This window comes from Shewanella sp. NIFS-20-20, assembly GCF_019209865.1.
In the GTDB taxonomy this organism is placed as follows: domain Bacteria; phylum Pseudomonadota; class Gammaproteobacteria; order Enterobacterales; family Shewanellaceae; genus Shewanella.
Map to the genome: position 1 here is coordinate 1 of NZ_JAHUTT010000036.1, position 23,668 is coordinate 23,668.

Annotated in this window: 23 protein-coding genes; 3 read left to right on the forward strand and 20 right to left on the reverse strand. The window is 48.1% G+C overall.

Annotation, left to right across the window (positions count from 1 at the left end; genetic code table 11):
- Nucleotides 1-149: 149 nt before the first annotated feature.
- The 4 genes from KU855_RS11975 to KU855_RS11990 form a co-directional block, all read right to left on the reverse strand.
- Nucleotides 150-722, reverse strand: coding sequence for a hypothetical protein (locus KU855_RS11975; protein WP_218530521.1), 573 nt, complete (start codon nucleotides 720-722; stop codon nucleotides 150-152).
- A gap of 209 nt (nucleotides 723-931) precedes the next feature.
- The gene (locus KU855_RS11980; protein WP_218530522.1) at nucleotides 932-2,107 is read right to left on the reverse strand and encodes a PQQ-dependent sugar dehydrogenase; all 1,176 of its coding nucleotides are present in this window, start codon (nucleotides 2,105-2,107) and stop codon (nucleotides 932-934) included.
- A gap of 57 nt (nucleotides 2,108-2,164) precedes the next feature.
- A complete protein-coding gene (locus KU855_RS11985) occupies nucleotides 2,165-3,415 on the reverse strand; it encodes an NRAMP family divalent metal transporter (RefSeq protein WP_218530555.1) in 1,251 nt (416 codons plus the stop codon).
- A gap of 136 nt (nucleotides 3,416-3,551) precedes the next feature.
- Nucleotides 3,552-4,691, reverse strand: a complete 1,140-nt coding sequence (locus KU855_RS11990) for an FAD-dependent oxidoreductase (RefSeq protein WP_218530523.1) — start codon at nucleotides 4,689-4,691, stop codon at nucleotides 3,552-3,554.
- Between the two features lie 188 nt (nucleotides 4,692-4,879).
- On the opposite strand from KU855_RS11990, the gene KU855_RS11995 reads away from it, so the two are divergent.
- On the forward strand, nucleotides 4,880-5,254 hold the full coding sequence (locus KU855_RS11995) for a LysR family transcriptional regulator (RefSeq protein WP_218530524.1): 375 nt from the start codon (nucleotides 4,880-4,882) through the stop codon (nucleotides 5,252-5,254).
- Nucleotides 5,255-5,263: 9 nt separating this feature from the next.
- Nucleotides 5,264-5,812, forward strand: a complete 549-nt coding sequence (locus KU855_RS12000; protein ID WP_218530556.1) for a LysR substrate-binding domain-containing protein — start codon at nucleotides 5,264-5,266, stop codon at nucleotides 5,810-5,812.
- An 88-nt stretch (nucleotides 5,813-5,900) separates the two neighbouring features.
- Here KU855_RS12000 and KU855_RS12005 read toward each other — a convergent pair whose 3' ends face one another.
- The 3 genes from KU855_RS12005 to rluF form a co-directional block, all read right to left on the reverse strand.
- The gene (locus tag KU855_RS12005; protein WP_218530557.1) at nucleotides 5,901-6,521 is read right to left on the reverse strand and encodes a glutathione S-transferase family protein; all 621 of its coding nucleotides are present in this window, start codon (nucleotides 6,519-6,521) and stop codon (nucleotides 5,901-5,903) included.
- Nucleotides 6,522-6,611: 90 nt separating this feature from the next.
- On the reverse strand, nucleotides 6,612-7,322 hold the full coding sequence (locus KU855_RS12010) for a cupin domain-containing protein (protein WP_218530525.1): 711 nt from the start codon (nucleotides 7,320-7,322) through the stop codon (nucleotides 6,612-6,614).
- A gap of 257 nt (nucleotides 7,323-7,579) precedes the next feature.
- Entirely contained in the window at nucleotides 7,580-8,491 is a 912-nt protein-coding gene (gene rluF / locus KU855_RS12015; RefSeq protein ID WP_218530526.1) for a 23S rRNA pseudouridine(2604) synthase RluF, read from the reverse strand.
- 341 nt (nucleotides 8,492-8,832) lie between these two features.
- On the opposite strand from rluF, the gene KU855_RS12020 reads away from it, so the two are divergent.
- Nucleotides 8,833-9,741 carry a class I SAM-dependent methyltransferase gene (locus KU855_RS12020; RefSeq protein ID WP_218530527.1) on the forward strand — a complete coding sequence of 303 codons (909 nt, stop codon included), beginning with the start codon at nucleotides 8,833-8,835 and terminating at the stop codon, nucleotides 9,739-9,741.
- Here KU855_RS12020 and KU855_RS12025 read toward each other — a convergent pair whose 3' ends face one another.
- The 13 genes from KU855_RS12025 to KU855_RS12085 all read right to left on the reverse strand — a co-directional run bounded on the left by KU855_RS12025 (nucleotide 9,742) and on the right by KU855_RS12085 (nucleotide 23,662).
- The gene (locus tag KU855_RS12025; protein WP_218530528.1) at nucleotides 9,742-10,566 is read right to left on the reverse strand and encodes a methyltransferase domain-containing protein; all 825 of its coding nucleotides are present in this window, start codon (nucleotides 10,564-10,566) and stop codon (nucleotides 9,742-9,744) included.
- A 7-nt stretch (nucleotides 10,567-10,573) separates the two neighbouring features.
- A complete protein-coding gene (locus KU855_RS12030) occupies nucleotides 10,574-11,134 on the reverse strand; it encodes an acyltransferase (protein WP_218530529.1) in 561 nt (186 codons plus the stop codon).
- Nucleotides 11,134-12,240, reverse strand: a complete 1,107-nt coding sequence (locus KU855_RS12035; protein ID WP_218530530.1) for a DegT/DnrJ/EryC1/StrS aminotransferase family protein — start codon at nucleotides 12,238-12,240, stop codon at nucleotides 11,134-11,136. Before KU855_RS12035 ends, KU855_RS12030 begins: the two co-directional genes overlap by 1 nt.
- A 40-nt stretch (nucleotides 12,241-12,280) precedes the next feature.
- Nucleotides 12,281-13,366 carry a TDP-N-acetylfucosamine:lipid II N-acetylfucosaminyltransferase gene (locus KU855_RS12040; RefSeq protein WP_218530531.1) on the reverse strand — a complete coding sequence of 362 codons (1,086 nt, stop codon included), beginning with the start codon at nucleotides 13,364-13,366 and terminating at the stop codon, nucleotides 12,281-12,283.
- Nucleotides 13,367-13,408: 42 nt separating this feature from the next.
- Entirely contained in the window at nucleotides 13,409-14,605 is a 1,197-nt protein-coding gene (locus KU855_RS12045) for a glycosyltransferase family A protein (RefSeq protein WP_218530532.1), read from the reverse strand.
- 14 nt (nucleotides 14,606-14,619) lie between these two features.
- Nucleotides 14,620-16,974, reverse strand: coding sequence for a hypothetical protein (locus KU855_RS12050; protein ID WP_218530533.1), 2,355 nt, complete (start codon nucleotides 16,972-16,974; stop codon nucleotides 14,620-14,622).
- A 5-nt stretch (nucleotides 16,975-16,979) separates the two neighbouring features.
- The gene (locus tag KU855_RS12055; protein WP_218530534.1) at nucleotides 16,980-17,399 is read right to left on the reverse strand and encodes an adenylyltransferase/cytidyltransferase family protein; all 420 of its coding nucleotides are present in this window, start codon (nucleotides 17,397-17,399) and stop codon (nucleotides 16,980-16,982) included.
- Nucleotides 17,396-18,832: a CDP-glycerol glycerophosphotransferase family protein gene (locus KU855_RS12060; protein WP_218530535.1), complete on the reverse strand. Its 1,437-nt coding sequence runs from the start codon at nucleotides 18,830-18,832 to the stop codon at nucleotides 17,396-17,398. Before KU855_RS12060 ends, KU855_RS12055 begins: the two co-directional genes overlap by 4 nt.
- Before the next feature lie 102 nt (nucleotides 18,833-18,934).
- Complete coding sequence (locus KU855_RS12065; protein ID WP_218530536.1) at nucleotides 18,935-20,101, reverse strand: acyl-CoA reductase; 1,167 nt, start codon at nucleotides 20,099-20,101, stop codon at nucleotides 18,935-18,937.
- Nucleotides 20,098-21,234 (reverse strand): acyl-protein synthetase, encoded by a 1,137-nt coding sequence (locus tag KU855_RS12070; RefSeq protein ID WP_218530537.1) that lies wholly within the window; start codon nucleotides 21,232-21,234, stop codon nucleotides 20,098-20,100. Before KU855_RS12070 ends, KU855_RS12065 begins: the two co-directional genes overlap by 4 nt.
- The gene (locus tag KU855_RS12075) at nucleotides 21,231-22,655 is read right to left on the reverse strand and encodes an AMP-binding protein (protein WP_218530538.1); all 1,425 of its coding nucleotides are present in this window, start codon (nucleotides 22,653-22,655) and stop codon (nucleotides 21,231-21,233) included. Before KU855_RS12075 ends, KU855_RS12070 begins: the two co-directional genes overlap by 4 nt.
- Before the next feature lie 12 nt (nucleotides 22,656-22,667).
- Nucleotides 22,668-22,898 (reverse strand): acyl carrier protein, encoded by a 231-nt coding sequence (locus KU855_RS12080; RefSeq protein ID WP_218530539.1) that lies wholly within the window; start codon nucleotides 22,896-22,898, stop codon nucleotides 22,668-22,670.
- A 14-nt stretch (nucleotides 22,899-22,912) separates the two neighbouring features.
- Entirely contained in the window at nucleotides 22,913-23,662 is a 750-nt protein-coding gene (locus KU855_RS12085; RefSeq protein WP_256261004.1) for an SDR family NAD(P)-dependent oxidoreductase, read from the reverse strand.
- Nucleotides 23,663-23,668 lie beyond the last annotated feature (6 nt).

The following is a 23,668-nucleotide window of genomic DNA, read 5'->3' on the forward strand; positions in this document are numbered from 1 at the left end:
GTTAGCTAACGTCAAGGCAATGAACAAAGTCATAAGACTAGGTATGCCTGTTAGTTACCGAGTTGAGTAATTAGAGTAAGTGTCATTAGATCAGTACGTTACGTGAACTATTTGATCAACAACGCCATTGAACACGACTCAGGGTAGAATTATTTTTGCTCGACAGCCGAATTCATCAACCCATGCTTGTCATCGCCAATAAACTTTAACAACACCACATTTAAGGCAAAGGCAATCGAATATAAAACAAATGAGAAACCCGAATCATACCCTTGAGGCACGAACATTTTATAACCATTGGGGCTTAATAATACCTCCTCACGAGTGAAACCATGATTTCTCGCCTCGGCCACCGCGTTAAAAAAATCGCCAGTGTCGATCATGCCGTACATGGAGGTTTGAGCGTCACCAAAGTAAGGTAACTGTATGCCCGAAACGATATGACTTATGATAGCTCCAATAAACATAACCAGTGATAATTTTAATGCCAGCGGTCGATATTTACTGATATACAGCAATATGACCACGATTAGAGCGATCACGGCTACCAAATAACGCCCCTCCTCCTCTATCCAACGAGCCCCGAGAAAGTCTGCCATCTGTTTATAGACATACAAAGAGCTGGGGACATCAAAGAGGATAGCGATACCTGGCTGGAGCAGCATTAACGCCAGAAAAATTAAACAAAAATCTTTCATTGTTTTTATATTATGTGGTTTCACGTTGACCTCATTGGCAGTTCAATCGTTAACTAAATAAGCATAAATCACTCCATTGACTGATGAATTTACATCGATGCTTTGCGGTGGCGCAAAATTATACACAAGCGCAATGGGCGCAACAAGTCGTTAACACTGGATGCTGTCAACGGCAATGATGATAACAACTGACGCATAGCAGGAAGAAAATGCTTACCGCTGCCACACAGCTGTTATTGCCTAGCCTCACTCTCAGCCGTTGGATGGCGATTAAGCGCGTATGGCGTTAATTTGAGTAATGAACCATTGGCACTGTCAGTGAGTAGATATATGGCCCCCTCAGGTCCTTGTGCGACATCTCGAATTCGCCCAAATTGATTACCTAGCAAGCGTTCTTCATCAATAATGCGATCCCCTTGACGCTGTAACCTCACTAAAAGACCAAACTTTAAGGATCCCAGTAACACATCGCCCTGCCATTGACTAAAAAGCCCCCCTGAATAGATCAGCAAGCCCGAGGGAGCTATCGATGGCACCCAATAATATAACGGTTGTTGCATACCCATACGCTCAGTGCCAATGCCAATCGCGGTACCGGTTCCGTAATTTTTTCCATAAGTAATCGTTGGCCACCCGTAATTAGCACCGGGTTTGATAAGATTCAGTTCGTCACCCCCTTGGGGCCCATGCTCATGGGTCCAGATATTGCCGCTATCATCGAGGGTGAGGCCCTGAATATTGCGGTGACCGTAACTGACTATTTCCGCCAAGGCAGCGCTGGCGAAGGTGGGGTTAGATGGGCATGGTAAACCGGCAAATGTCACCGCCACCAAACTGCCAGTATGGGTTTGTAAATCTTGCGCTTGCTCTCTATCACCGCGATCGCCAAGAGATAACAACAGACATTGGCCGCGAATGGCCAAGCGCCCGCCAAAATGACGACCGCCTTGATGGAGCGGCTTAGCACTAAAGATGGTACGAACATTGTGGAGCTCATCCCCCGCTAACGTCGCACGCGCAATGGCGGTATTGGCAGCGCCATTGGCCGCACTTTGCGAATAGGCAATAAAGATTTGCTTGTCTGTAGAAAAATCAGGGGAGATTGCCACGCCTAATAAGCCACCTTGCCCGAGCTGTTGGGCACTGGGCGCGCCAGCAATGAGCGTGACCTCACCTAGATGATCCACCCGTTTCAGCTGACCATTACGTTCGCTGATCAGCATCTGCCATTGTTCCGCTTTGGCGCTGGGTAAAAATGCCATTGACCACGGGTGAGCAAGGCCCGTCGCTATCGTTGACACCTTAATCTGATAATCCTTGGAAGCGATCACCTCGCAAATTTCGCTGGCCTGCAGCCAACTTGGCGAGATCCACAGCAGTGCAAGCAATGAGGTCTTAATGTTTAGCATACACACTCCTTATCTATCCGTTAACTTGCGAGGTTTACTGCTTACTCAAGTCGCTCGTTATGCCTTCATCGCCACCAACCAATAGCCAAAGAGCCCCATAAACCCGAATAGATAGATCAAGCCACACCAAGAGAGTCCGATCATAAACCGGCCAAAGCGATGTTGCGGTGCTAACCACGTCGCCGTCATCAAACGGTAATTGAGCCATGCAAAAATACTGGTGGTGAAGAAGGCCAGTGTCATCACCACTTCCAATAATGGCAGTAATGCGCCTTTAAAAAATATGATCACAATCAAGCCAAGGCCACTGATAGCGAGCATGATAGTTAGTCGTTGTCGCGAGGATGGAGGATTATGGCTGAGTATTTGTAGCCCGACATCTAAGGTACGACTATAGCCATCAATCACAGTCACTGTGGTACTCAACATACACAAGAGTGCCACAAACCCGATGAGATAACGGCTGTTTGGGCCCATGACTTGGCCATACATACCAATGAGTTGATTCGCAAAGGTCACCGCCGATGGTGAAAATTGCTGGCCAGTGCCATGCATCACTAATGCTCCAAGGGTCAGAAACAGCAATGCCAATAGCGCGGTGATGCCATAGCCGAGGTTAAAATCAGCGACGGCTTGCTTGGGCGTGACCGCTTGAGTTTTCTGTTTTTCCAGCAGCCACAGTGAACTCCAACTACTGACCTCAATCGGCGCCGGCATCCAGCCCATCATGGCCATCAGAAAACCAACATAGGCCCATTGCCACGGAGAAGGGGTGATAGCCTCTTTGATAGGCGCCGCTTGCCCCCATGCCAATATCACGGCCAACAGGGTGGACAGGCTTAACGCTAACATAATAATTTTAGACAGTTTATCTAAGGTACGATATTGACCAAACAGCAACAACAAGAGGCAGGATAACAACACGCATATGGCCAACACATTGATGGGTAAGGCGACAAATTGGCTCAATAAGGCGGCCGTTAACATGGTCACTCCGGCAGTACTGGCGATGGCCGCAATAAGATTTAAACCCGTAAACAGCAGTAAATAGCCTCGCCCTTGGCGGAGATATCCATGCAATAAGCTTTCACCGGAGGCAGCGGTATAACGAGTGCCCGCCACAAAAAAGGGATACTTAAGCAGATTAACCACGACCACTAACCAGGCAAGTTGCCAGCCAAACTCGGCCCCGGCCTGGGTCGATGCCACCAAGTGTGAGGCGCCAATGGCCGCAGCCGCCATTAATAGGCCAGGCCCCATTCCTGTGAGCACATGCCGGCACCTTTGCCATGGACCAGCATTGAACATAGACGCCAATGCCTTGGTGTCACTTGCGGGTTTATACTCTGTCATTGCGTCCCTTGACTGCACAATTATTAATCCAACATACCGCTAAGTTATCAATAACATCAAATACTATTGGTGTTCAAATGAGTAGCAAGACTCACGCCGATGTGATCATCGCGACTGCGGTTTCTGCCGCCTCTAGTGCGCCCTCCAAATAGCCGCCATTAGATGTCGCCGCCTCAGTGCCAGCAAAGATGAGTTGCCCATGTTGCTCACCGCCGTTGGCCGGGTATAAACCATAGTGGGGATGGAGAAGAGTTGAAAAGTCATTGCGGTGGGCAATCAGCGACTGCTGCGACCAATCCATTATTTCCATGGCGAGTGGCTGTGCGGCTTGCTCGCCAAAAATGCGGATAAGTTGCTGTAATGCCATTGCTAATAGGGCGTCTTTGCCTGCCGTTTTACGCGCGGGCGCATTGATCCCCAAAAATCCAAATAATGCCCCGAGCCCATCGCCTGTGGCGGTGAACTCTTCTGAGGCATCGTGTATTTCGATCAGCGGCCCCACATGACTCATCACGGTGCCAGAGGCTCCGTTTGCCCGCCAAAACGCTTGAGGGTATACCGCCACTACTTTGGCATGGGCCGCCATCCAAGTCGGCGTTGCGGCCAATGTGTCGATCAGGTCATCGTCCAAGCTCGGTGTTATCGTGAGCTGAGCGGCAACCTGTCTTGGCGGCATTGCAAAAATCACATAATCTGCCGACATTGTTTGCTCGCCCGCTGCGCTGTCAGCGGTAATTTGATAACGATAGCCACCGCTTTGCGCATCATCAATACGGCTTATCGCCGTGACTTTTGTCGCTAATCTCAGAGTTTGCGGCGCGAGTGTTTGCATCAAGGCAGTCACTAGGCTCAGCATGCCGCCCTGTAAACGGTAGGCACTAGGCGCGCTGCTATAGGGGGATGATTGAACACGCGGCGCCTTATTTTTGTCCAGTTCAACCAAGCTATCACCTTGATCAAATTGCCGAAATGAATGCAGGGAGAATTGGCTGACTAAGCGTTGGAAAATGGGATTCATCTGTGGCCAAAACCAGGCAGGTCCCAGATCAAAATGCGCCTTAGCATCGCCTTTTTCAGCGGGAGAAAATACCTGAATGCGGCCGCCAGCCTGCGCGGCCGCCTCCAGCACTGTGACCTTAATCCCCTGTTGCTGCAATAAATAGGCGGCATAGATACCGCTTAACCCAGCACCGACAATCACTACCTCTTTGCCTGAATGATTTTTTTTCAATTGAATGCCTCATTAGTTAACGACTCAGTAATGCAAGTAGCCCACGGCAAGTCCGCGCGACGTTCGCTTTGCCCTGCCAATCGACTCATGAGTGATGGCTTAATGGCCTCTATACTGCTAATTTGGCGCTGTACTTACAAATCATAAGAACTAGGCTTACGGTATAGATATTGTTTATTGAGGACACCATGTTTCGACTTGCGCACTTAAATGGCATTAAAGCCTTTGAAGCCGCCGCTAGGCATCAAAGCTTTACCTTGGCGGCTAAAGAGATGAATGTCACTCCGGCGGCCATCGGCCAACAAATTCGCCAACTCGAAGAATGGCTTGGGGTCACCTTGTTTATTCGCAGCAATAGTGGTCAAGCTAGACTCACCATGACCCCAGCGGCCCAAGCGGCCTACCCCGATATCAAACGCAGTTTTGATTTGATGCTCAATGGGCTGCAACAATTATATAGTCCACTCTTGCAACAATCCTTGACCATTTCAGTCAGTCCGTCGTTTGCCGCCAAGTGGTTAATGCCGAGGCTACATCACTTTCAACAAAGCTATCCGCACTGACAACTCAAGATAGAAACTCAAGTACAACTAATTGATTATGCAAGAGAAGGGATTGATATCGGCTTGCGCTACGGCCAAGGACAATGGCCGGGATTAGCGGCGGAGTACTTGATGGCTGAAACCGTCTTTCCTGTCTGTGCCCCAGCGCTAGTCGCGCAAGGATTGCAACGTATCGAGCATTTAAGTCAATACCCGTTATTACATGATACTTCGGTGGCCAATAACCCTAACTACCCCTCTTGGTCTTGTTGGTTTCGCCAACAACATAGGCCATTACCAAACAATGTCGGCTTACAAATCAACAGCTCGGCCGATCTCATTGCGGCGGCCATTCGTGCGCAAGAGGTGGCATTAGGCAGAGAAGTACTGGTCCGAGATGACATTGCCAGTGGCACCCTGGTCTGCCCATTTGGCAGCGCAGCGGCCATCACCTCCGCCATGGCATACCATGTGGTATGGCAGCAAGACAGGCCCTGTAATCAAGCCATGATTGACTTTCGTCATTGGTTACAACAGCAAGCCGCGGCGCCCGTCACGCAGCAAGCGGCCCCTGCATAAAATCCACTTTCATCATGATGGCGCCGAGCCATCAGCGCCATCATGCCATATGACTCCGGCATTCTTGCCCATGAAACCCTTGGTTTGCCTAGCCGTTAAATTCAGGGCGTTGAGCCATTCGCTCTCGCCATGCCGCTAAATGGCGTAAGTGCGCTGGGATCTCAAGGCCACTAAAGTCCGCGAACGCCAATCCGTAAAACAAGGTAATGTCGGCCATCGTCAATCGGTCAGCAGCCACAAACGCTTGATCTTGCAAGTGCTGATTAAAATAGACCAACCCCGCTTGCGCCTTGAGCTTTTGGAGTTCCCCCCAAGGTTGACAAGGGGCGGTTTCAAGCTCAGGCCCTAAGCCTGTGGTCGCATGGTGAAAATAAGCCGCCACAGCGTCCATCACCATGACCTCGGCCCGTCGCTGCATCATATGGATTATGCCGCGCTCCAATGGTGTGGTACCGCTGAGATTTGGTCCAGGTAAGATATTATCGAGATACTCAATAATCACCGTCGAATCCGTCAAATAGATCCCCTCAGGGGTGCGCAATACTGGCACTGTGCCTAGTGGATTGATGAGGTAAAACTCCGGTGTTCGGTGCTCTTTTGCCATCACATCCACTTCGATAAACGTCACTTGTTCGACTGCCCCCTTAGCCGCCAGCGCAGCTCTAACTCGGGCTGGATTAGGAAAACCTGTCGTTTCATAAACGGTCAACTTATCTGCTTGTTCCATTGTTATGCCTTAGCGCATATCGCGCGTAGTAAACTCAACATTAGTGGTCAATCGCTAGCGAGCAAAAGCTCGCTATTCTCTAACCACTCCTTTACCAATTTTGATATACACAGTCGCCCCCGTTACCGATGACATGGCAATGGGGTGATGAGCGGGTAAACGTAACCATGAGCGCGCACCTAATTGATGCTCGTTAAGCCTGATGTCACCCGCAATGACAAATAATTCAAACACCTCATCAAATTGTTCAGGCTCGCCCTGATAATGACTGGGCAATTGCCGTAAACTCGTGTGTTCAAACGCTGATTGCCATAAGGTTAATTCGCGCATGCCGCCCGCCTGCAACGCCCAATCGCCCTCCTGAGTATCCATGGAAAAATTGGCGGTCTCGTCAACCGGCATTTGCGCTAATTTCACTAAGATCTCACAGCCTTCATGGGTAAAAGGTGCGTGACGACTCCCGACGGGGTTGCGGACATACCAACCTTGAGGAAAGTCACCACTTTCATCAGAAAACGTCCCTCTGAGCACTAAGTATTCTTCGCCACCACTATGAACATGCGCAGAAAATTGGCTGCCAGCCTGATAACGTACACACGAGGTGGCTCGTCTAGCGACCTCATCGCCAATACGTTCAAACATCATGCGCTCAACCCCCACCATCGGGGTTGGCGTAAACGGTATATCACCGCCTTTGATCACCACGGCTTGGCTAAAGTCATGGTTAAACTTCACATACGCTTGCGATATGGGGGTTGGCGGTGTGGTGTGTGAATGCGTCATTTGTTGCCCTCCTAAGTTGCCAATGACTGTATCCCACGGGCAAAAAGCTGACGAGTGACAATCTGTTGCTAAGCGCCATAGTTTTTGTTTACAGCGCGAGCTAGTGGCAAGTTCATCATGGCGTGGATAACAAGCGGACGCGGATAACACAGGGGCATGGTGAGCCTGCTCGCGCACTCACGCTGTGAAGACAGCGCGAATTAAGGCCATAAAAAAAGGCGCACTTGGCGCCTTTAATGTCGATGATTGTTAAACCGTTAGGATTTTTTCTTCCCTAAGCGTTGATTTCTGTGCTTAGGATTATTGCTGGGTTTAGGCTTACCTCGGCGTGAGCCTGGCGTTTGCGGGATCAAGGCTTGGATCGCTTCTTTAGAGCGATCGGGAGATTTAGCCTTCGCTTTGGCTTTTTGCTTGGCCTTAACATCTTTCTTATTGGGCGCGGCTTCTGATGAAGAGTGTTTAGCGGCATCGAGCATCAGACGTAACTCGTCTTCGGTTAAGTCACGCCATTCGCCAACCGGCAAACCTTTCATATCGACATGCATGATCCGCACTCGCTCAAGCTTAGTCACTTCGTAGTTGAAGTATTCACACATGCGGCGAATTTGGCGGTTTAAACCTTGAACTAACGTGATTTTAAAGGTTTGCGCCGAGAGTCTTTCGATCTTACATTTCTTGGTGATCACCCCCAGCATCGGCACGCCAGCACTCATGCCAGTAATGGCCTCATCGGTGAGCGGTTTATTCACTGTGACCACGTACTCTTTCTCGTGCTTGTTACCGGCACGCAGAATTTTATTGACCAAATCGCCATTGCTGGTTAAGAAGATCAAGCCTTGCGAGTCCTTGTCTAAACGGCCGATAGGAAAAATTCGCTCGCTGTGATTAACAAAATCCACGATATTGTTTTTTTCGCTGCCCTCGGTGGTACTGACAATGCCGACGGGTTTATTTAATGCAATAAAGACAAAGTCATCGGCATCACGGGGCTCAATCAACTGGCCGTTGACTTTGACGACATCGCCAAACTCTACCTGACAACCCACGGTCGCACGTTTGCCATTGATAAACACATTACCCTGCTCTATGTACCTGTCGGCGTCACGGCGCGAGCAAATACCACTTTCACTAATGTATTTATTTAATCGGGTTGATTGATTGCTAAACATACTCTGAATTCTAACTAGCCACGAAGATGCCACAGAGTACCCGTTTTTGCGAAAAAGCGGAACTGCTGTCACAGGAAATGTGAGCGAAACGCCGACCAACCGGCAAAGACTGCCTAACTTGCCCGCCAACGCCGACATCGTTATTGTGTTAGCCATATATTCAGGCGGTTTGCCCCTTGAACGCCTCAATTTAGGAGACAATCCCCGCCACGATCACGCCATACACGATCATCTCAACCCGCATCATCGCCGCCAATATTCGCCAGTATTAATCCTTACCATACTGATAAAAACAGATTAAACTTAAGCAATAGATATTGAAAATTATGGACAATTTTGGCATGCGCACACTCATATATGGGACATCGAGCAAATTACTTACCCACTTGGCGGCTATTTCGATAAATCATAATATTATCGGCTTTATTGATAGCACCCCCAAGGCAAGCCAATGGTTAAATAAGCCCTTATACAGCCCAGATCAAATTAACAATCTCGAGTATGACCGGATTATTATTGCCAGCAGTTATGTCGAAGAGATAGCGAAGACATTAGCTTCTTATGGGATTAACAATTTTATAAATCTGGATGATGATGAGCAGATCCATGCGCTGCATCAGCAAATTTGCGCGCAGCAATGTGAGATACGCACCATTGAAGAAGCCAAGATCCCCAAAATTCCGTTAGCGTCGGCACACATCCATGATACCCGCTTAATTACCAACCGAGTGGAGTTACTTAACTTATTACCAAAACATGGGGTGGCGGTAGAACTTGGGGTGGCTCAAGGGACCTTTAGCCAGCAAATTCTCACGTATAATCAACCCAGTAAATTGCATTTGGTCGATATCTGGGGAAGTAACAGATACAACGACGCCTTATTTGCCTCTGTCAGCCAAAAGTTTGCCGCTGAAGTCAGAGATAATCAAGTAGCGATCCACCGCCAACTGTCGCAACACGCCTTGGCTGACTTTGATGATAATAGCCTCGACTGGGCCTATATTGATACCACTCATAGCTATCAACAAACCAAAACAGAACTCGAACTATTGCATACTAAAATTAAGGCCAATGGCTTTATTTGCGGCCATGATTATCAACACTGCAATTGGGCATCTCAAGTACGTTATGGTGTGATAGAAGCGGTACACGAATTTTGTGTTGCCTATCAATATAAGCTGGTTTACTTAACCATGAATATCTCAGAAAGCCAAAGTTTTGCATTGCAAAAAATTGACCCTGCCAGCTAATTATTTCCAGTAATCAACAAACCCTTTTTTATAGATGAAAAAGGGTTGTTGCAACTCTTCATTGATCTTAGCTATCGCGCGCTCACCATCGTCTAAGTCCTGTTTAAGTAAACACCAAGATTTGGCTTTCACTGAATAAATAGAGGCGACATAGCCCCATTGCTCCATCAGTACTGACATACTTTTGTTGGTATGAAAGGCACTGTGCACTGGCGGGTCAAGATAAAACCAATGGGGATCGTTCGGGATATTTTCACAGATGACGGTATGTAGCACTAATGCCCCGCTATCCGCCACGACTCGGTTGATTTGATCTAAGTCTTCCCGGCATCTTATATGCTCAAACATGGCAGAATTTACCACTAAATCCATGCCATGAGGCGCCAGATGTTCGAGGTAATTCACCTGACCATTTTTATTTTGAACAAAGGGATCATACACGGGTAATTCCAGTGCAAAGTACTGATGTAAAATGCCACTTAGTCTGCCATAGCCTCCGGCAAAATCGACCCCCGACTGCATCGAAATGAGCCCATGCCCCTTAAGCAAGGCCAACATACTGGCTTGTTCAAGGTAAGGCGGTTGATTGGGGATATTGTCACAACCAAAGTGAGTTTCGACATAATTGTGATGCAGGGCATTCAGCTCCTGCCAATCGTGGTGATTGGCCTGGGCGTGGGTTGCAGATAAGACAAACCCACAGTGCTGGCATTGACGATATTCGACGGTGCCGAGTTTGTGCATAAAGCTGGCATAAGGCTCTGTGGTATATTCTTTACTGAAGAAATACCGTGTTAGACCACCACAGATAATGCAATTTGACATAACAACCTCAAGAATTTCGCAATGTTTGCTCTAGCGCTAATAAATCCATTGACCGATTCATCATATGCCGAGCGGGATTGCCTGAATAGACGCCAAAGGCCTGACAATCTCGAGCAATCAGCGATAACGCCCCAATCGACGCCCCCATGCCAATGGTCACCCCAGGCAATATCACACTGCCGCTGCCGATAATGACATGTTTGTGCAAAATAACGTCCGCCGAGGTCACATTGGTCAGTGCCGTCGGCACCGTGGGGTTGGTCAAAAACGCCCCGGAATAATCGTCATTACTGGAATAAATCGACACCCGTGACGACACACTGCAAAAATCGGCGAGGTAAATTTGACCTTGGCCAATCAAGCTCGCAAACACGGCAATATGGACATAATCACCAATCACCATGCCGCCGGCGCCCGCAGACAACACACAAAAATCATCAATTCTCACATGACTGCCAATAGCAATACGCTCTATGCCGTACAGTGACGCCTTCTTAGAGACTTTGACATCGCAACCTACAGACTTAAATCCAAGACTGTGAAGCTCTTCATCACTATAGAAAGACATTAAACACTCCTAATGACATTGATAACGGCCTGCTGTTGTTCCACCGTTATATCGCTAAAAATGGGTAAACACAGCACTCTATCTGACAAGTATTTGGCATTCCCAAGTCGCTTAACATCAGAGCTAGGTAGCGCTTTGTACATAGGCATATCACTGATTAATGGATAGAAATACCGACGCGCATGGATATCTTGCTGTCGAAACGCTTGGTAAAGCTCATCGCGACTCACGGGGAAATCATCCGTCACTAAAATCGGAAAATAGGAGTAGTTACTCGTCACCTCAGCATTGACCGGTGGCAAGGTGATGCCGGGAATATCGGTTAAGGCTGCACGATAGACACTGTCTATTTCTTGGCGTTTATTAATCACGCCATCGATGTATTTAAGCTGCAATAAGCCGAAGGCAGCATTGATTTCACTCATTTTGCCATTGATCCCCGGCGCCGTGACCGTCACCTCATCGGCGAAACCAAAGTTTTTTAAATAATCAATTCTCTGCTTAAGCTGTAAACTCGAACTAATAATGGCGCCACCTTCGAAGGTATTGAATACTTTGGTGGCATGAAAACTTAAGATCGATAAATCGCCATTATTCAAGATGGTTTTATCTTGTTGGCTGACGCCAAAAGAGTGCGCCGCATCATAAATAACCTTTAACCCGTAAATGTCAGCAATACGTTGTATTTCATCCATTTTGCATGGATTCGCATAACAATGAACCGCCATAATTGCTGTGGTTTTATCGGTAATCGCGGCTTCAATCTTGCTGGGGTCGATATTAAATGAGTCGAGTTCGACATCAACGAAGACTGGGGTTAAGTCATTCCACAATAATGAATGACTGGTGGCGACAAATGAATAAGGGGTGGTAATCACTTCACCTGTCACTCTTAACGCTTGCAATGCCGTCACTAAAGCAATCGTGCCATTTGTGAACAATGAAATGTGCTTTACGCCCAAGTAATCACACAAGGCTTGCTCAAATTCTTGATGAAAAGGACCATTATTTGTCAACCACTTGTTATCCCATACTTGTTCAAGCAGAGGAATAAACTCTTCCAAAGGAGGAAGGAAAGGTTGAGTTACTGGGGTAATTTTGCTCATGATGTTGTCCTTAACCTAAGGTGTAATCTTGCTATTAGGTTCATGCCAATAACTCATTAAAATTGTTACGCCAAAGATTATCAATTTCCCCCTTAGAGAAAAACTTTTGATATATCATTACGTTTTGCTGATAACTTCGATTTGACCCTAAATCATCTTTTAGCTGGTGTAACTGATTAATGTGATTAATCACCGCACCTTTATTGACTAAATCCCTCGGGATGGGCGCATCCAAATCCCCCCACATGGGTTTACCTTGCTTGAGCCAATACACCCAATGATGGCCAGCTTGCTGGCGCTTGTGGGCTAAAATTAGACCATCACACAGGCTCAATAAATAATAATATTCTTGATTACTCAGTAACTGGGTCAAGGCAAAAAATCGATCGCCAAAGTGCTGCTGACCATACTCGATGACGCGATGGATATACTCAGCATCGCCCGCGTAATTAAGCGGGCATAAAATACGAATATCGTGCTTTAACTCAAGTAACTGGGCCATCATGTCAATGTGACGATTACTAACATCGGCCGAATTGCCGAGCACAATGACATTATCACCCTTGGCAAATGACATTATCTGTGCAGGTAACTCTGTCGGGTCGGCGACATAATCTTGGTAATAGGCATACTTGAGTGCTAATGATGGCGTCCCGTATTTATCATTGCAGATAGGTTGATCGACATCAGAACAAATATTAGTTAGCACTGATTTCATGTTAACCACACAATCACGACGCATGGCGGTCATTCGAGATAAAAACTCGACTTGCTCGGGAATATAATCATCAATGAGCAGATCAGCACCAAAAATTAACCAACTGGTCTTTTGGCAGATAGCCGCGTTTTCTCTCAACACTTCCCACAACACATGATTGAAAAAACCATGGATAATGATCAGATCGTAATCGATATGCTGCTCACGTAACCACGGCAAAAACTGCGCATTTAATGAGAAAAAATGCATCGGGACATGAGCAAATTCATCATAGATGTCCAGCTGATGTTGCCTATCAAACACTAGGTATTCATGGTGAACCTCAGCGAGTGATAATTCGCTGAAATAACGAATGATGGATAGATTGTGATGGTGAGTTTCCCAAAAAATATGCAACACCTTCTTCATATCATCATCCTTAAGCACGCTAAGCTCATTGCTAAATCTCAATCAAATAATAAAGTTAACAACAATATCATTGACCGATTTAATCTTATCGATTGAGACACCTTGAATATTATTTTTTATTTCTTGTTCAAACGAACTGCAAATCACGATCAAATCAAATTCAGGTAAGTGTTTTTGTAATGGATGGAAGATTTCATAGCCAAACACCGTTTTACCCGCTTTTAATAAATCACTGTCCATAAAACCAACGATTTGATTGTGTTCACTCATCGCATCTAAGTATTCCATCATCTTCCAGCCCAGACCATACACTAAGATTTTTTTGTTTGAGACTTTGATCTGATGTTGAATATTGCACTGACGATCTTGCTTGAGCGCTAAATATTTTTCTGCCAAAAAGTCTTTGAATTCTGGGGTGGTATGCTTAAACATCCAAGTGTAGATATCATCTTCAAACGCATACAAAAAAGGCAAGTAAGCGACATAATCAGGATGCGCTTGATATAAGCTGGCTAATTGGTCGAGCACCACTAACGAACTGATCCGACGAATATCATGCACATTAGTTAATTGCTGCGTCGACGGTTCATAGTGATGAGCCACGACCTCAGTGTTGAGCAATAACATTCTTTGCGCAGCCAGCAGCGATTGAAAATGGACAAACGAGTCGTTTAGCACCATGGTTTCTGAAAACTGTAAGCCGATACTATCGGCATAGGATTTCTTGATCATTTTGTTCCATGGAAACCCAGCCAACCGCAAACTCGCAGAAGCCTCGGTTAAGGTGCAAATCCGATCGCATTGCGGCCGTAAGTATTGCCACACTTCATTATCTCTGGCCAGCAAGCGCTCACTGACATTGCCGCCTGAATCCAACACTTGATAAGAGAAGAGGCTGACATCGGCATCATGTTGCTGAGTTAACTGCAAGACGTCCCCAAGGGCCGTGCCAAGATAATGATCGTCAGCATCAAGAAAAGTGAGGTACTCGCCCTGTGCCGCTTCAAGACCGACGTTACGGGCATGACCGGCTCCTTGATTGTCGCTGACCTTTAGCAATATCAACTCTTGATAGTGAGCTTGCAGCGCGGTTACCACGGCAACACTGTTATCTGTTGAAGCATCATCGATAACGATCACTTCAAAACCGCGATCGCCCAAGGCTTGGTAAACCGACGCAATTGCCGCAGTGATCGACTGTTCGGCATTATGCATTGGGATAATAATGGATAAATTCATGGTCAGTTTCCCGTCTAAATACAGATCAGTTTATGGTGCTCAACATCAATTTTCTGAGCTAAATCTTGTTTGATTTCATCGACAAAGGCACTTGAGGCGATGACGATGGCTTGGCAATCATTGACATCGGTGTCGGCTAAACTCTTTACGGCGATGTCATGCACGCTGAACGAGGAAAATTCGGCGCGTCTATCGATCACCCCACGCACCGCAATCTTATGTTCGACTAAAAAATCATACAGATAGAAAAAGAACTCACCGGCGCCATACACAATGATCTCTTTGATATCATCGGCAAGCAGTAGCGACAGCAAGGCTTGTACGGCACTGTAGTGCACATGTTCTTGCGCATTCACTCTGGCAATACCGCTGAGGTAATCGGCATTAACTTGGGTCATCACCCCTTGCGGCCAAGGCATATCCCGTTGTAATGCCGTGGCTTGTTGGCAAAAATATTGATAAAAATCGGCCACGCCTTGAGCTTGTACTTTGGCGAGGTTGTCAGCCTTGATAATGCTGTATTTGCCTTGGGAACCGAAGTTTTCTTCGTGTTGGCATTGACCAATATTGGCCACTTCAATGGCGGTTGGGCAATCGATTAAGCGGGCCAGTATTTGCAAGTAACTGATACGCTCCGCCACCGACGCGGGCTCGAGCTCCAAGGTAAGTGCCAGCCGCTGAAAGGCTGCCACCCCGAGTTTAAACGCGTATAGCCTGTCAATATCTACTGCCGACAAGTCTCTGGGTTCGCACACAGGCTCGACCCCGCTAGGGCCGCGCTGATAACCCGTGGTGGTGCCGGATGCTCCGACCAAAAAATACTCCAATACTTCCGGTGAACGCACTAACAGGGCGATGGATTTTTGGGTGTCATCGGTTAACGGCAAAAAGGGTTTTATCGCAATATCATTGGCTTTACTAAAGCCGCGATCGCTGGCAAATAGCAAGTAGTTAACCCGCGCTTGTCGTTGGCTAGCTTTCGAGAATTGCTGGGCAATGGTTGCCCCCGGACCTAAGTCGAGGGTGGCAAACACCTCAGACTGCTGACCTAACATTTGCTGCAAATAGTCGATAAACAACTGATGGCTCGCGTGAATATTGGCGCTCACTTCGGCGGCAGCATTGGCAAACACTTGCTTGACTTTGACTAAGCCATTAATGCCACCAATATCGATTTTGGTCAGGCTACTGACAGGGGTCGAGACTAAGGGCAATAATTCTGGCGCGTTAATGCCAAATTCAGCCAACATATCACCTAAGGTATAACATTTTCTGACTAAGGTTTTTGCCAGCTTATCTTCGATATCCGCCGCAATCATGGACGGTAAATAGGTGGCCTTACGCGAGGCGTAAAAAGGAATACAGCGACAAGCCAGCGACTCAGGCGCCAGTAACTGCTGTTGGCGATTAATGGATTCGGCAAAAATATCGCCCTCACGCATCATGGCTAGCACAGTATCAATCTTCAGCCGCTGCGTATCGGCCAAAACCCACTGACTCATTTGCGTGATTATCGGCCCAAAAATATTGGCGCCCATCTGATAAAAGAACTCAGTATCAGCATCAATGCTGGCAGGTTGCAACAAAATGGCGAGCTTACGCGCTAAGGTCACTTTGGCTGGCAAGCGCACTTGATAATGCTTTTCGCGACGTTCAATCTCGCTCACATCGAGATTGGTATTAAAGGCGATGGCGTGAATGCCCATCAATTGTGGCGAGCGCACATCGGAGGTGGCATGGTCGCCTATATGCACTAAGGCATTGGCAGTAATGCCTAATTCAGCCAATACCTTAATAAATAATTGGCCGGTAAATTTGGTCGCCCCATAAGCGCTAGACACAAATAATCGATAGTCATCCAGCTGACAACTTTGCTCTAGCAACCCCTTAATCACACTAGAGCTTAAGTACATGTCGGAGATAAATACCAGTTGCTTACCACTGCGTTTTACTGCGTCCAGTAAGATGGCGCACACAGGATCGGCATAGCTTTGGGCCAACTCTTCGGCCAGTTCTTGTTGCTTGAGCCGCGCTTTTTGATCTTCCGTCAGCGCGAGCTGGGCAAAAATCTCCTCAAAACTAATCTCTTCAGCGCTGCTTTCTTGGCGGGCTAACCGCTCAGCCGCCATCCGCATCTGCTGATAATCCGCGGCCTCTAAACCATACTGGTGATAAAGCGCTTGCGGCAAATGGTCAATCACATCCGCAAATATCTGTTTAGGTTCAAAACAGCGACGTCGTAATACCGTATCAAAGATATCAAAAGACACATGGGTAACGTGCGGCTGCTCAATGGCCGCGACAAAGTCCTGATATAAGGCGCTGGCTTTGACCAACTCCACGAAATCTGTCACCAGATGATCTGTCATTCACTTTATCCTATGGCTTTATTCAAGTTATTTATCAAGGTCATGGCTTGTTTGACATGACTCGACGAAATCCCATCGGTACGTGCTAAATACACCACCTCACAATAGGGAGTTAAGAAATCAAATTGACCGCGCCAATCATCGCCAATGACAAAGGTGCTCGCCTTTAAGGTTTGAATATCTTCTATTTTTTGATCCCAGCTATGCTCAGGGAATACGCCATCCACCACACCGCACGCGGCCACTATTTCGGCGCGTTGCTCATAGGGAAACAGACTGAGTTTGCCTTTGGCCTGATTAAATTCATCTGAAGATACAAATACGTATAATTTATCGCCTAAGGATTTGGCCCGCTGCAATAAGCGTAAATGCCCGACATGAAAAATATCGAAAGTGCCATAGGTCACTACTATTTTTGCGGTCATGACCCCTGCCCCTCAATCTTATCGATGGCCTTTAATATCCCATGGACACACGCTTGTTCTTGGCTGTTATAGTCGGCTATGGCGCGATACTCGACGTTCGCCGTCTCGAGACTGGCGCTCATCGCCGTTAACAGTTGCGGCATATTGCAAGCCACTTCCCCTTGAATAAACGCCTGATCACCTATGAGGGGTTGCCCTCTAACCTGTTGATATTCTTCTTTATCATACTGGTAATATACAATTGTCTTGGCGGACAACATAAAATCAAATGCCATCGACGAGTAATCGGTGACCAGCATCTTTGCTTCAGCCAGCCACGGATAGACATTTTTACCATTTGGAAAAATATACACATGCTCAAGGTTGGGGTAATTCACCAAGCTATCACTGGCACTGACTTGACCATTGGCGGCCATTAAGCGGTAGATAAATGGGTGAAACTTTAAAATAAATGCACACTGATGTTGCTGACACCACTGATTAATCGCCACCAAATCCAGCGGATAATCATTGTGTTGATTGTCCCTAAAGGTCGGCGCATAGATAATCAATTCACCGGACTGGGCTTGGACCTCGCGTAAACGCGGCAACGGTTCACTGTTGAGCCAACAGCGCTGCGACAGCGATTGAAAAAACACGTCATTTCTTGGGTAACCGAGTGCTAAGTAATCCTCGGCATTAAACCGCGCGGCAAAGACTTGCTGATTAAACCAAGTGGAACTTGAAATAAAACAGGCATCATTAATATTGGGGTAATGGCTATTGCCGGTGATCTGTTTATACGGCAAACCGTGCCATAACTGCACCACAGGCACCGAGCGCCTTAAGGTAGTAAACGTCAGTGATTGATATTCATGATCAATCACAAATGACCGCGCAAACACCATATGCCATAAGGCCCGCAGGGGCTGCGACTCAAACGAATATCCCCTGAGCCCAGACGGAATAGCACTGTCTTTATCGACCACTAACACCGCTGCATTGGCATCAAGGGCGCGGTGGGCCGCGAACGTCAACATCACATTGGTATCGACAAATGCTTCGGCGTAATACACCCGCTTAAGCCGCCAAGGAAGGCGGCGCAAATACCCCAATAGCCGAATGTATGTGTTACGTCTCAGGGCGTTGAGATCGAGCCATGGCCGCCGATAGGGCTGTAATTGGCCGGCCTCATCTTCAATCAATAAACTCTTGGCCGTCAAACCTTGGGCAAGCAAGCCGGTGATCACCGCGCCTTGAAATCCGCCGGCAGCGATAACAATTTTGGCGCCAGCGTCGACCACCTGAGTTGGCGGGAAAATACCGTCTCCTTGCTTGAGATTATCGACTAAACCACTGACGCTAAATTGCCCAGATAAACGTGCCATTAAGGCCCGCCCGGCGGGGTTGGCGGGGGCTATATATATCGCTTGTCCCTTCGCTAATAACGTCATGTCCATTCCATAAAAATGCCAACATACTGGCAGGTGGTTGCGGTTTATCTAAATAAAGCAAAAATCAGACCAATTTCGGTAAAATGACCGCCAAAATATTGATTAGCGCCGGCGTAAGCGACTAAAACTATAGATTAAATCCTGACCGTCCCAGAGGGGATCAAATTGCAAGCTCTGACCAACCGCCACTATTCTATCGAGCTGGAGTTGGGCATCCGCCCAACACTGAAAACGATGGGGCTCAAAGCCCCAATGACTCAGGGTTTGATGCTGCTGCGTGAGCATAGGAGTTAATTCACTGAGATCATTTAGACTTAACTCAATAAACACGCCATTGCCGCCATGTTGATGCAGCTGTTGCTCAGTTAATCCTGTCGCGCCAAGACGAATAAAATGGGCCTGTGACTGGTAAGAATGGATGTGGTTATCGGCTAAGATCAGCGCTTGGCTCGTGGCTTCGGCCTGATAGAGATCGCTGGCTGAGCGCGTCGGACTTTGCCCGACTTGGCTCGACAGCTCTGGCCAAAACTTGGCGTGTGCTGCCGTAATATCAGCCGAGCTGCCACACCAAGCGATGGCTTTGGCCGAGCTGCATGCTTGCTGGGCGAAGGTGTAATTATCTTTAATAAAATCATAAACTAATTTGGACAAAGTCTGCGGCTGACTCGCCGCTACCGCCTTGGCATCAAGGGCACATATCGAAAATTTATGACCAAAACTGAGCTCGCGGCCATGGGGTGTAAATGGCTGTTGCCGCTGGGCAACAATACTGGCATCGCTGCCCCATAACACTCGCGCATCCGCTGTCTTAAGCACTGACAATAGCTCAGGGGCATCATAATCACAGCGAACCAGTTGCATTCGCGCATTTTGCGGCGCAAATTCCTCGGCAAGTGCCAACATGGCTTGCACTAACAGCTCACTGCTGCCGCCACTGCGACTGGATAAACGAATGACATTAAGGTTGCCACACAGCAAACTTAATATGCTGGAGTAAACAAATATGCTGTCGACATTGGCTGGGGTTGAGTGAAATACCCGCCCCAATGGCCGACACTGATACGGACCCTGTTGGTATGGCGCGAGCAAGTGTTCAATATTACTGCGTCTCAGCCAATAGCCTAACGCCACTAGATCGGGAAATTGCTTAATGTCTTTTGAACTTAGTAAGCGGCGACTTAACTGATGACAATATTCAATATCTTGACTGGCAAATGCGCTGACCGCTTCCCCAGATGTTGCGCTCGGATTAATCCACTGCCAACTCATGCGCGACCTCCAGTCGATGGTGACTCTTGGGGCATGCTTTCCGCCCCGCTCGTTGCAGTGGCCGACGGGCTTGCCGCCTTAAAGGTATCGCTGCAACCGCGCGCTTCGGCCTTAGCCAAGCGCCCAAGCACATGAAAATACTTGCCATGGCGACCGCAAGCACAATCATCCTCACCATAAATAATGCCTCTATCCTCGCTGAGCAAGCTGTGGCCGGGGTAGCTTTTAGGTAAGCTCGACAGTAACTGCAACACCCCTCCTTCTCCCATAGCAGCCACTTGCCAGCTACCTGGCGTTCTCACTAAGACATCGGCGTAACTTGGACAGTGCAAATAGCCATATTCGCATTCCACAAAAATGGCCCCCACCTGTTCAACCATGCCATAAAAATTATGAATGCGAGCCATGCCGGTGAGCTCAGTCACCCGCGCTTTAAAGCTGGCATTATCCACGGCGATTTGCTCGAGTTTTTTCCAGCCACCACTGTGCAATAAAATTCCTTGAGGTAAATCCAGCGTCAAGCCACGCTCAGCCATGGCATTGAGCCAGTGTTGCCACACCATAAAGGTAAAACCAAACACCAACACCGGCCCAGAGCCATGCTGCTGACAAAACTCGGTGATCGCCGTCCAGTTGAGGCTCATATCATCATTCAAGGCATAGCAATGCTGGCGTCCCATAAAAGATAATCCCTGAATGCCTGCGCCGCGGGCACTGAAATGGGTCCTATCTTTGACGGTCGCAGGACAGTCGATGATCAGCATAGGTAAGCGTTGTTTGCCTAACCAAGGCTGCATCACTTTGACTAAAATCCGCGACTGAATTGCCGCCGTTTCGGCATCGAGCACGATTCGAGAAGGCGTGCCGGTCGTGCCACTGGAATACAAGGTTTTAAACACCTGCTCAGGGGGCACGGATTGCAACTGGAATTGTTTAAACAAACGCACATTCAGCCACGGCAACTCGGCGACACTCTTGGCCACGGTTAATTGTGGCCACTGTAATTGCAGTAACCGCGCAAAATCAGGGCAATGCGCTCGGTGGTGCGCGGTTAATTCGTTGAGCTCTTGCAACAAAGCCTCAGTCTTTACTGAGGCACTGAGCCCGTAAGGTAACTCGTTGAATAGACTCATGCCAATCCCTCAGCCCTGATCCTTGGATAATCCAGTTTACCGTTACTAAGCCGAGGTAGCGACGGCAGATGACGACAAGCGAACAAGCTCGGATGCAAGCCAAGTTGGTGGCAATAATCCGTAATCAGCTCGGCATCACTGGCGTGTTCATGGGCAATGATCAGTAATTCGTCTTGTCCGGTCACGGCAATGGCGCCGGCGCTGATCTGCTGCAATTGACTGTCGATGTGATCCAGCCCAAAACGCTTGCCACGGATCTTAAGGAAGCGACTCTTGCGGCCCACGATTTTAAACAGGCCGTCTGCCGTCATGAGCGCCAGATCTCCAGTCGCTAATTGCGAGCAATATTGATCACCGAGTAAATCATTGCCATCTAAGGCATAGCCTAACATCACATTGGCGCCTTGATAATGCAGCTCCCCCATCACATTGGCGGCAGTGATCTCTTGTCCCTGCTCATCTTCAAGCCATAAACGCCCGCCCGGAATAGCCTGACCGATGCAATCAGCATGGCAAGCTAATAACGCCGGTGGTAAATACGCCATTCGCGCCGTGGCTTCGGTTTGGCCATACATCAAGTACAACTCCCAACCGGCAGTGGCAGCCACCTGAGTAAAATGCGCCACCAAGGCCGCAGGTAACTTGCCACCCGCTTGAGTTAAGTACTGCAAACTAGGCAGTGACATGCGCTCAATCCGCAAGGTCTTGAGCATCTGATAACTAAAAGGCACGCCGGCTAAAGAATTGACCTGATGCACTTGCATCAACCGCCAAAATTCACGGCTCATTAATGGCTCTTGTGTCAGTACAATGGCGCCGCCACACCATAGATGGGAGTTCAGTACCGATAAGCCATAACTGTAATGCAGCGGCAAACTGGTAATAGCGCAATGGGCGGCGGTGATCGGTAAATACTGACAAATAGACTCGGCATTACTGACTAGGTTGGCTTGAGACAACATCACACACTTAGGTGAACCGGTCGAGCCTGAAGTGCTCATCAGCAATGCCAGATCGGCACGAATGGGGGCAGCAAGCGCGCTCGCTATTGGCAGCGCCACGTCTTTAAGCACCAATGCGTTATCGGCATTGGCGCCAGGCTCAACCCGATCTAACCACCAGGCCACCTGATATTGGCGAAGCAATTTCTGCGTCAGCGCTGGGGCTTGCTCGCTATCGAGCAAGAGTAGCGGAATGTTGGCCGCCAAGCAGGCTAAATAGGTGATCAGGTTGGCCACATTCGCCTGCAAGGCAAGCGCACACAGCTGCCGCGCTGCCGCTTGCGGCTGTAATTGCCCCTGACGCTCAACCACCGCATCCGCTAAGGCTTGGTAAGTCAAAGCTTCACCCTGACAATAGCAAGCAATCGACTGACCTCGGCCATCACTAATGTGCTGCGAAATACGGTTTAACAAGCTCATTCGCCGCCGACCTTAATCGATATACTTGGCTAAAATTTGCTTGGCTTTGGCCACCGAACTCATATCGATAATATCGTCTGTGTCTAACATAATATCGAACTGAGCTTCAATTTCGGCGATCAACATCATATGGGCTGTCGAGTCCCACTGCGGGATGCTGTTATAGGTTAACTCATCGGTGATTTGGCTAGCATCAAGGGCTAATGCCGTGGCAAATGCTTGGATTAAAGTTGGGTTATCCATTAAAAATTCCTCTATTAAATCAACATGCCGCCATCAACCCCTAAGGTTTGGCCGGTCACGTATTGGGATAAATCTGATGCTAAAAATAAAGCGACATTGGCCACATCTTGCGCCGAACCAATACGGCCCATCGCGATGCTATCGAGTCGTTGCTGGTATTTATCGGCCGGTAAGTTAGCGGTCATTGGCGTATCAATAAACCCGGGCGCAATGGCATTAACGCGGATCTGCTGCGCCGCCAACTCTTTGGCTAACGACTGAGTGATGCCGATGACGGCCGCTTTACTGCCGCCATAGACACTTTGACCGGCATTACCTACGCGGCCAATGATCGAGGCTAAATTGATGATGCTACCACCGCCATGGCGCGCCATTAATCGACTGGCATACTGACTGCAATAAATCACACTAAAACTATTGGTGGCAAAGGTTTGTTGCACTTGGCTGCTGGAAACCATCGCCAGCAGCGCATCGTCCAAAATCCCCGCATTATTGACCAACACATCCAAACGTTTGGTCAATTTAAATAAGGCCTGAAAGCCTTGTTTGACTTGAGTGGCATCACTGACATCAAAGGCTAAACACTCGACCTCAACCCCATAGTCGTTTATCAGCTCTTGGGCTAACGCTTCGAGTTGGGGTAAATGACGACCATTGAGATACAGATGAGCACCTTGCGCTGCAAAGGTCGTGGCAATGGCGGCGCCAATGCCACGGGTTGCACCGGTAATTAACACCTGTTTTGCGGCTAACATTCCATTCATGTTGTC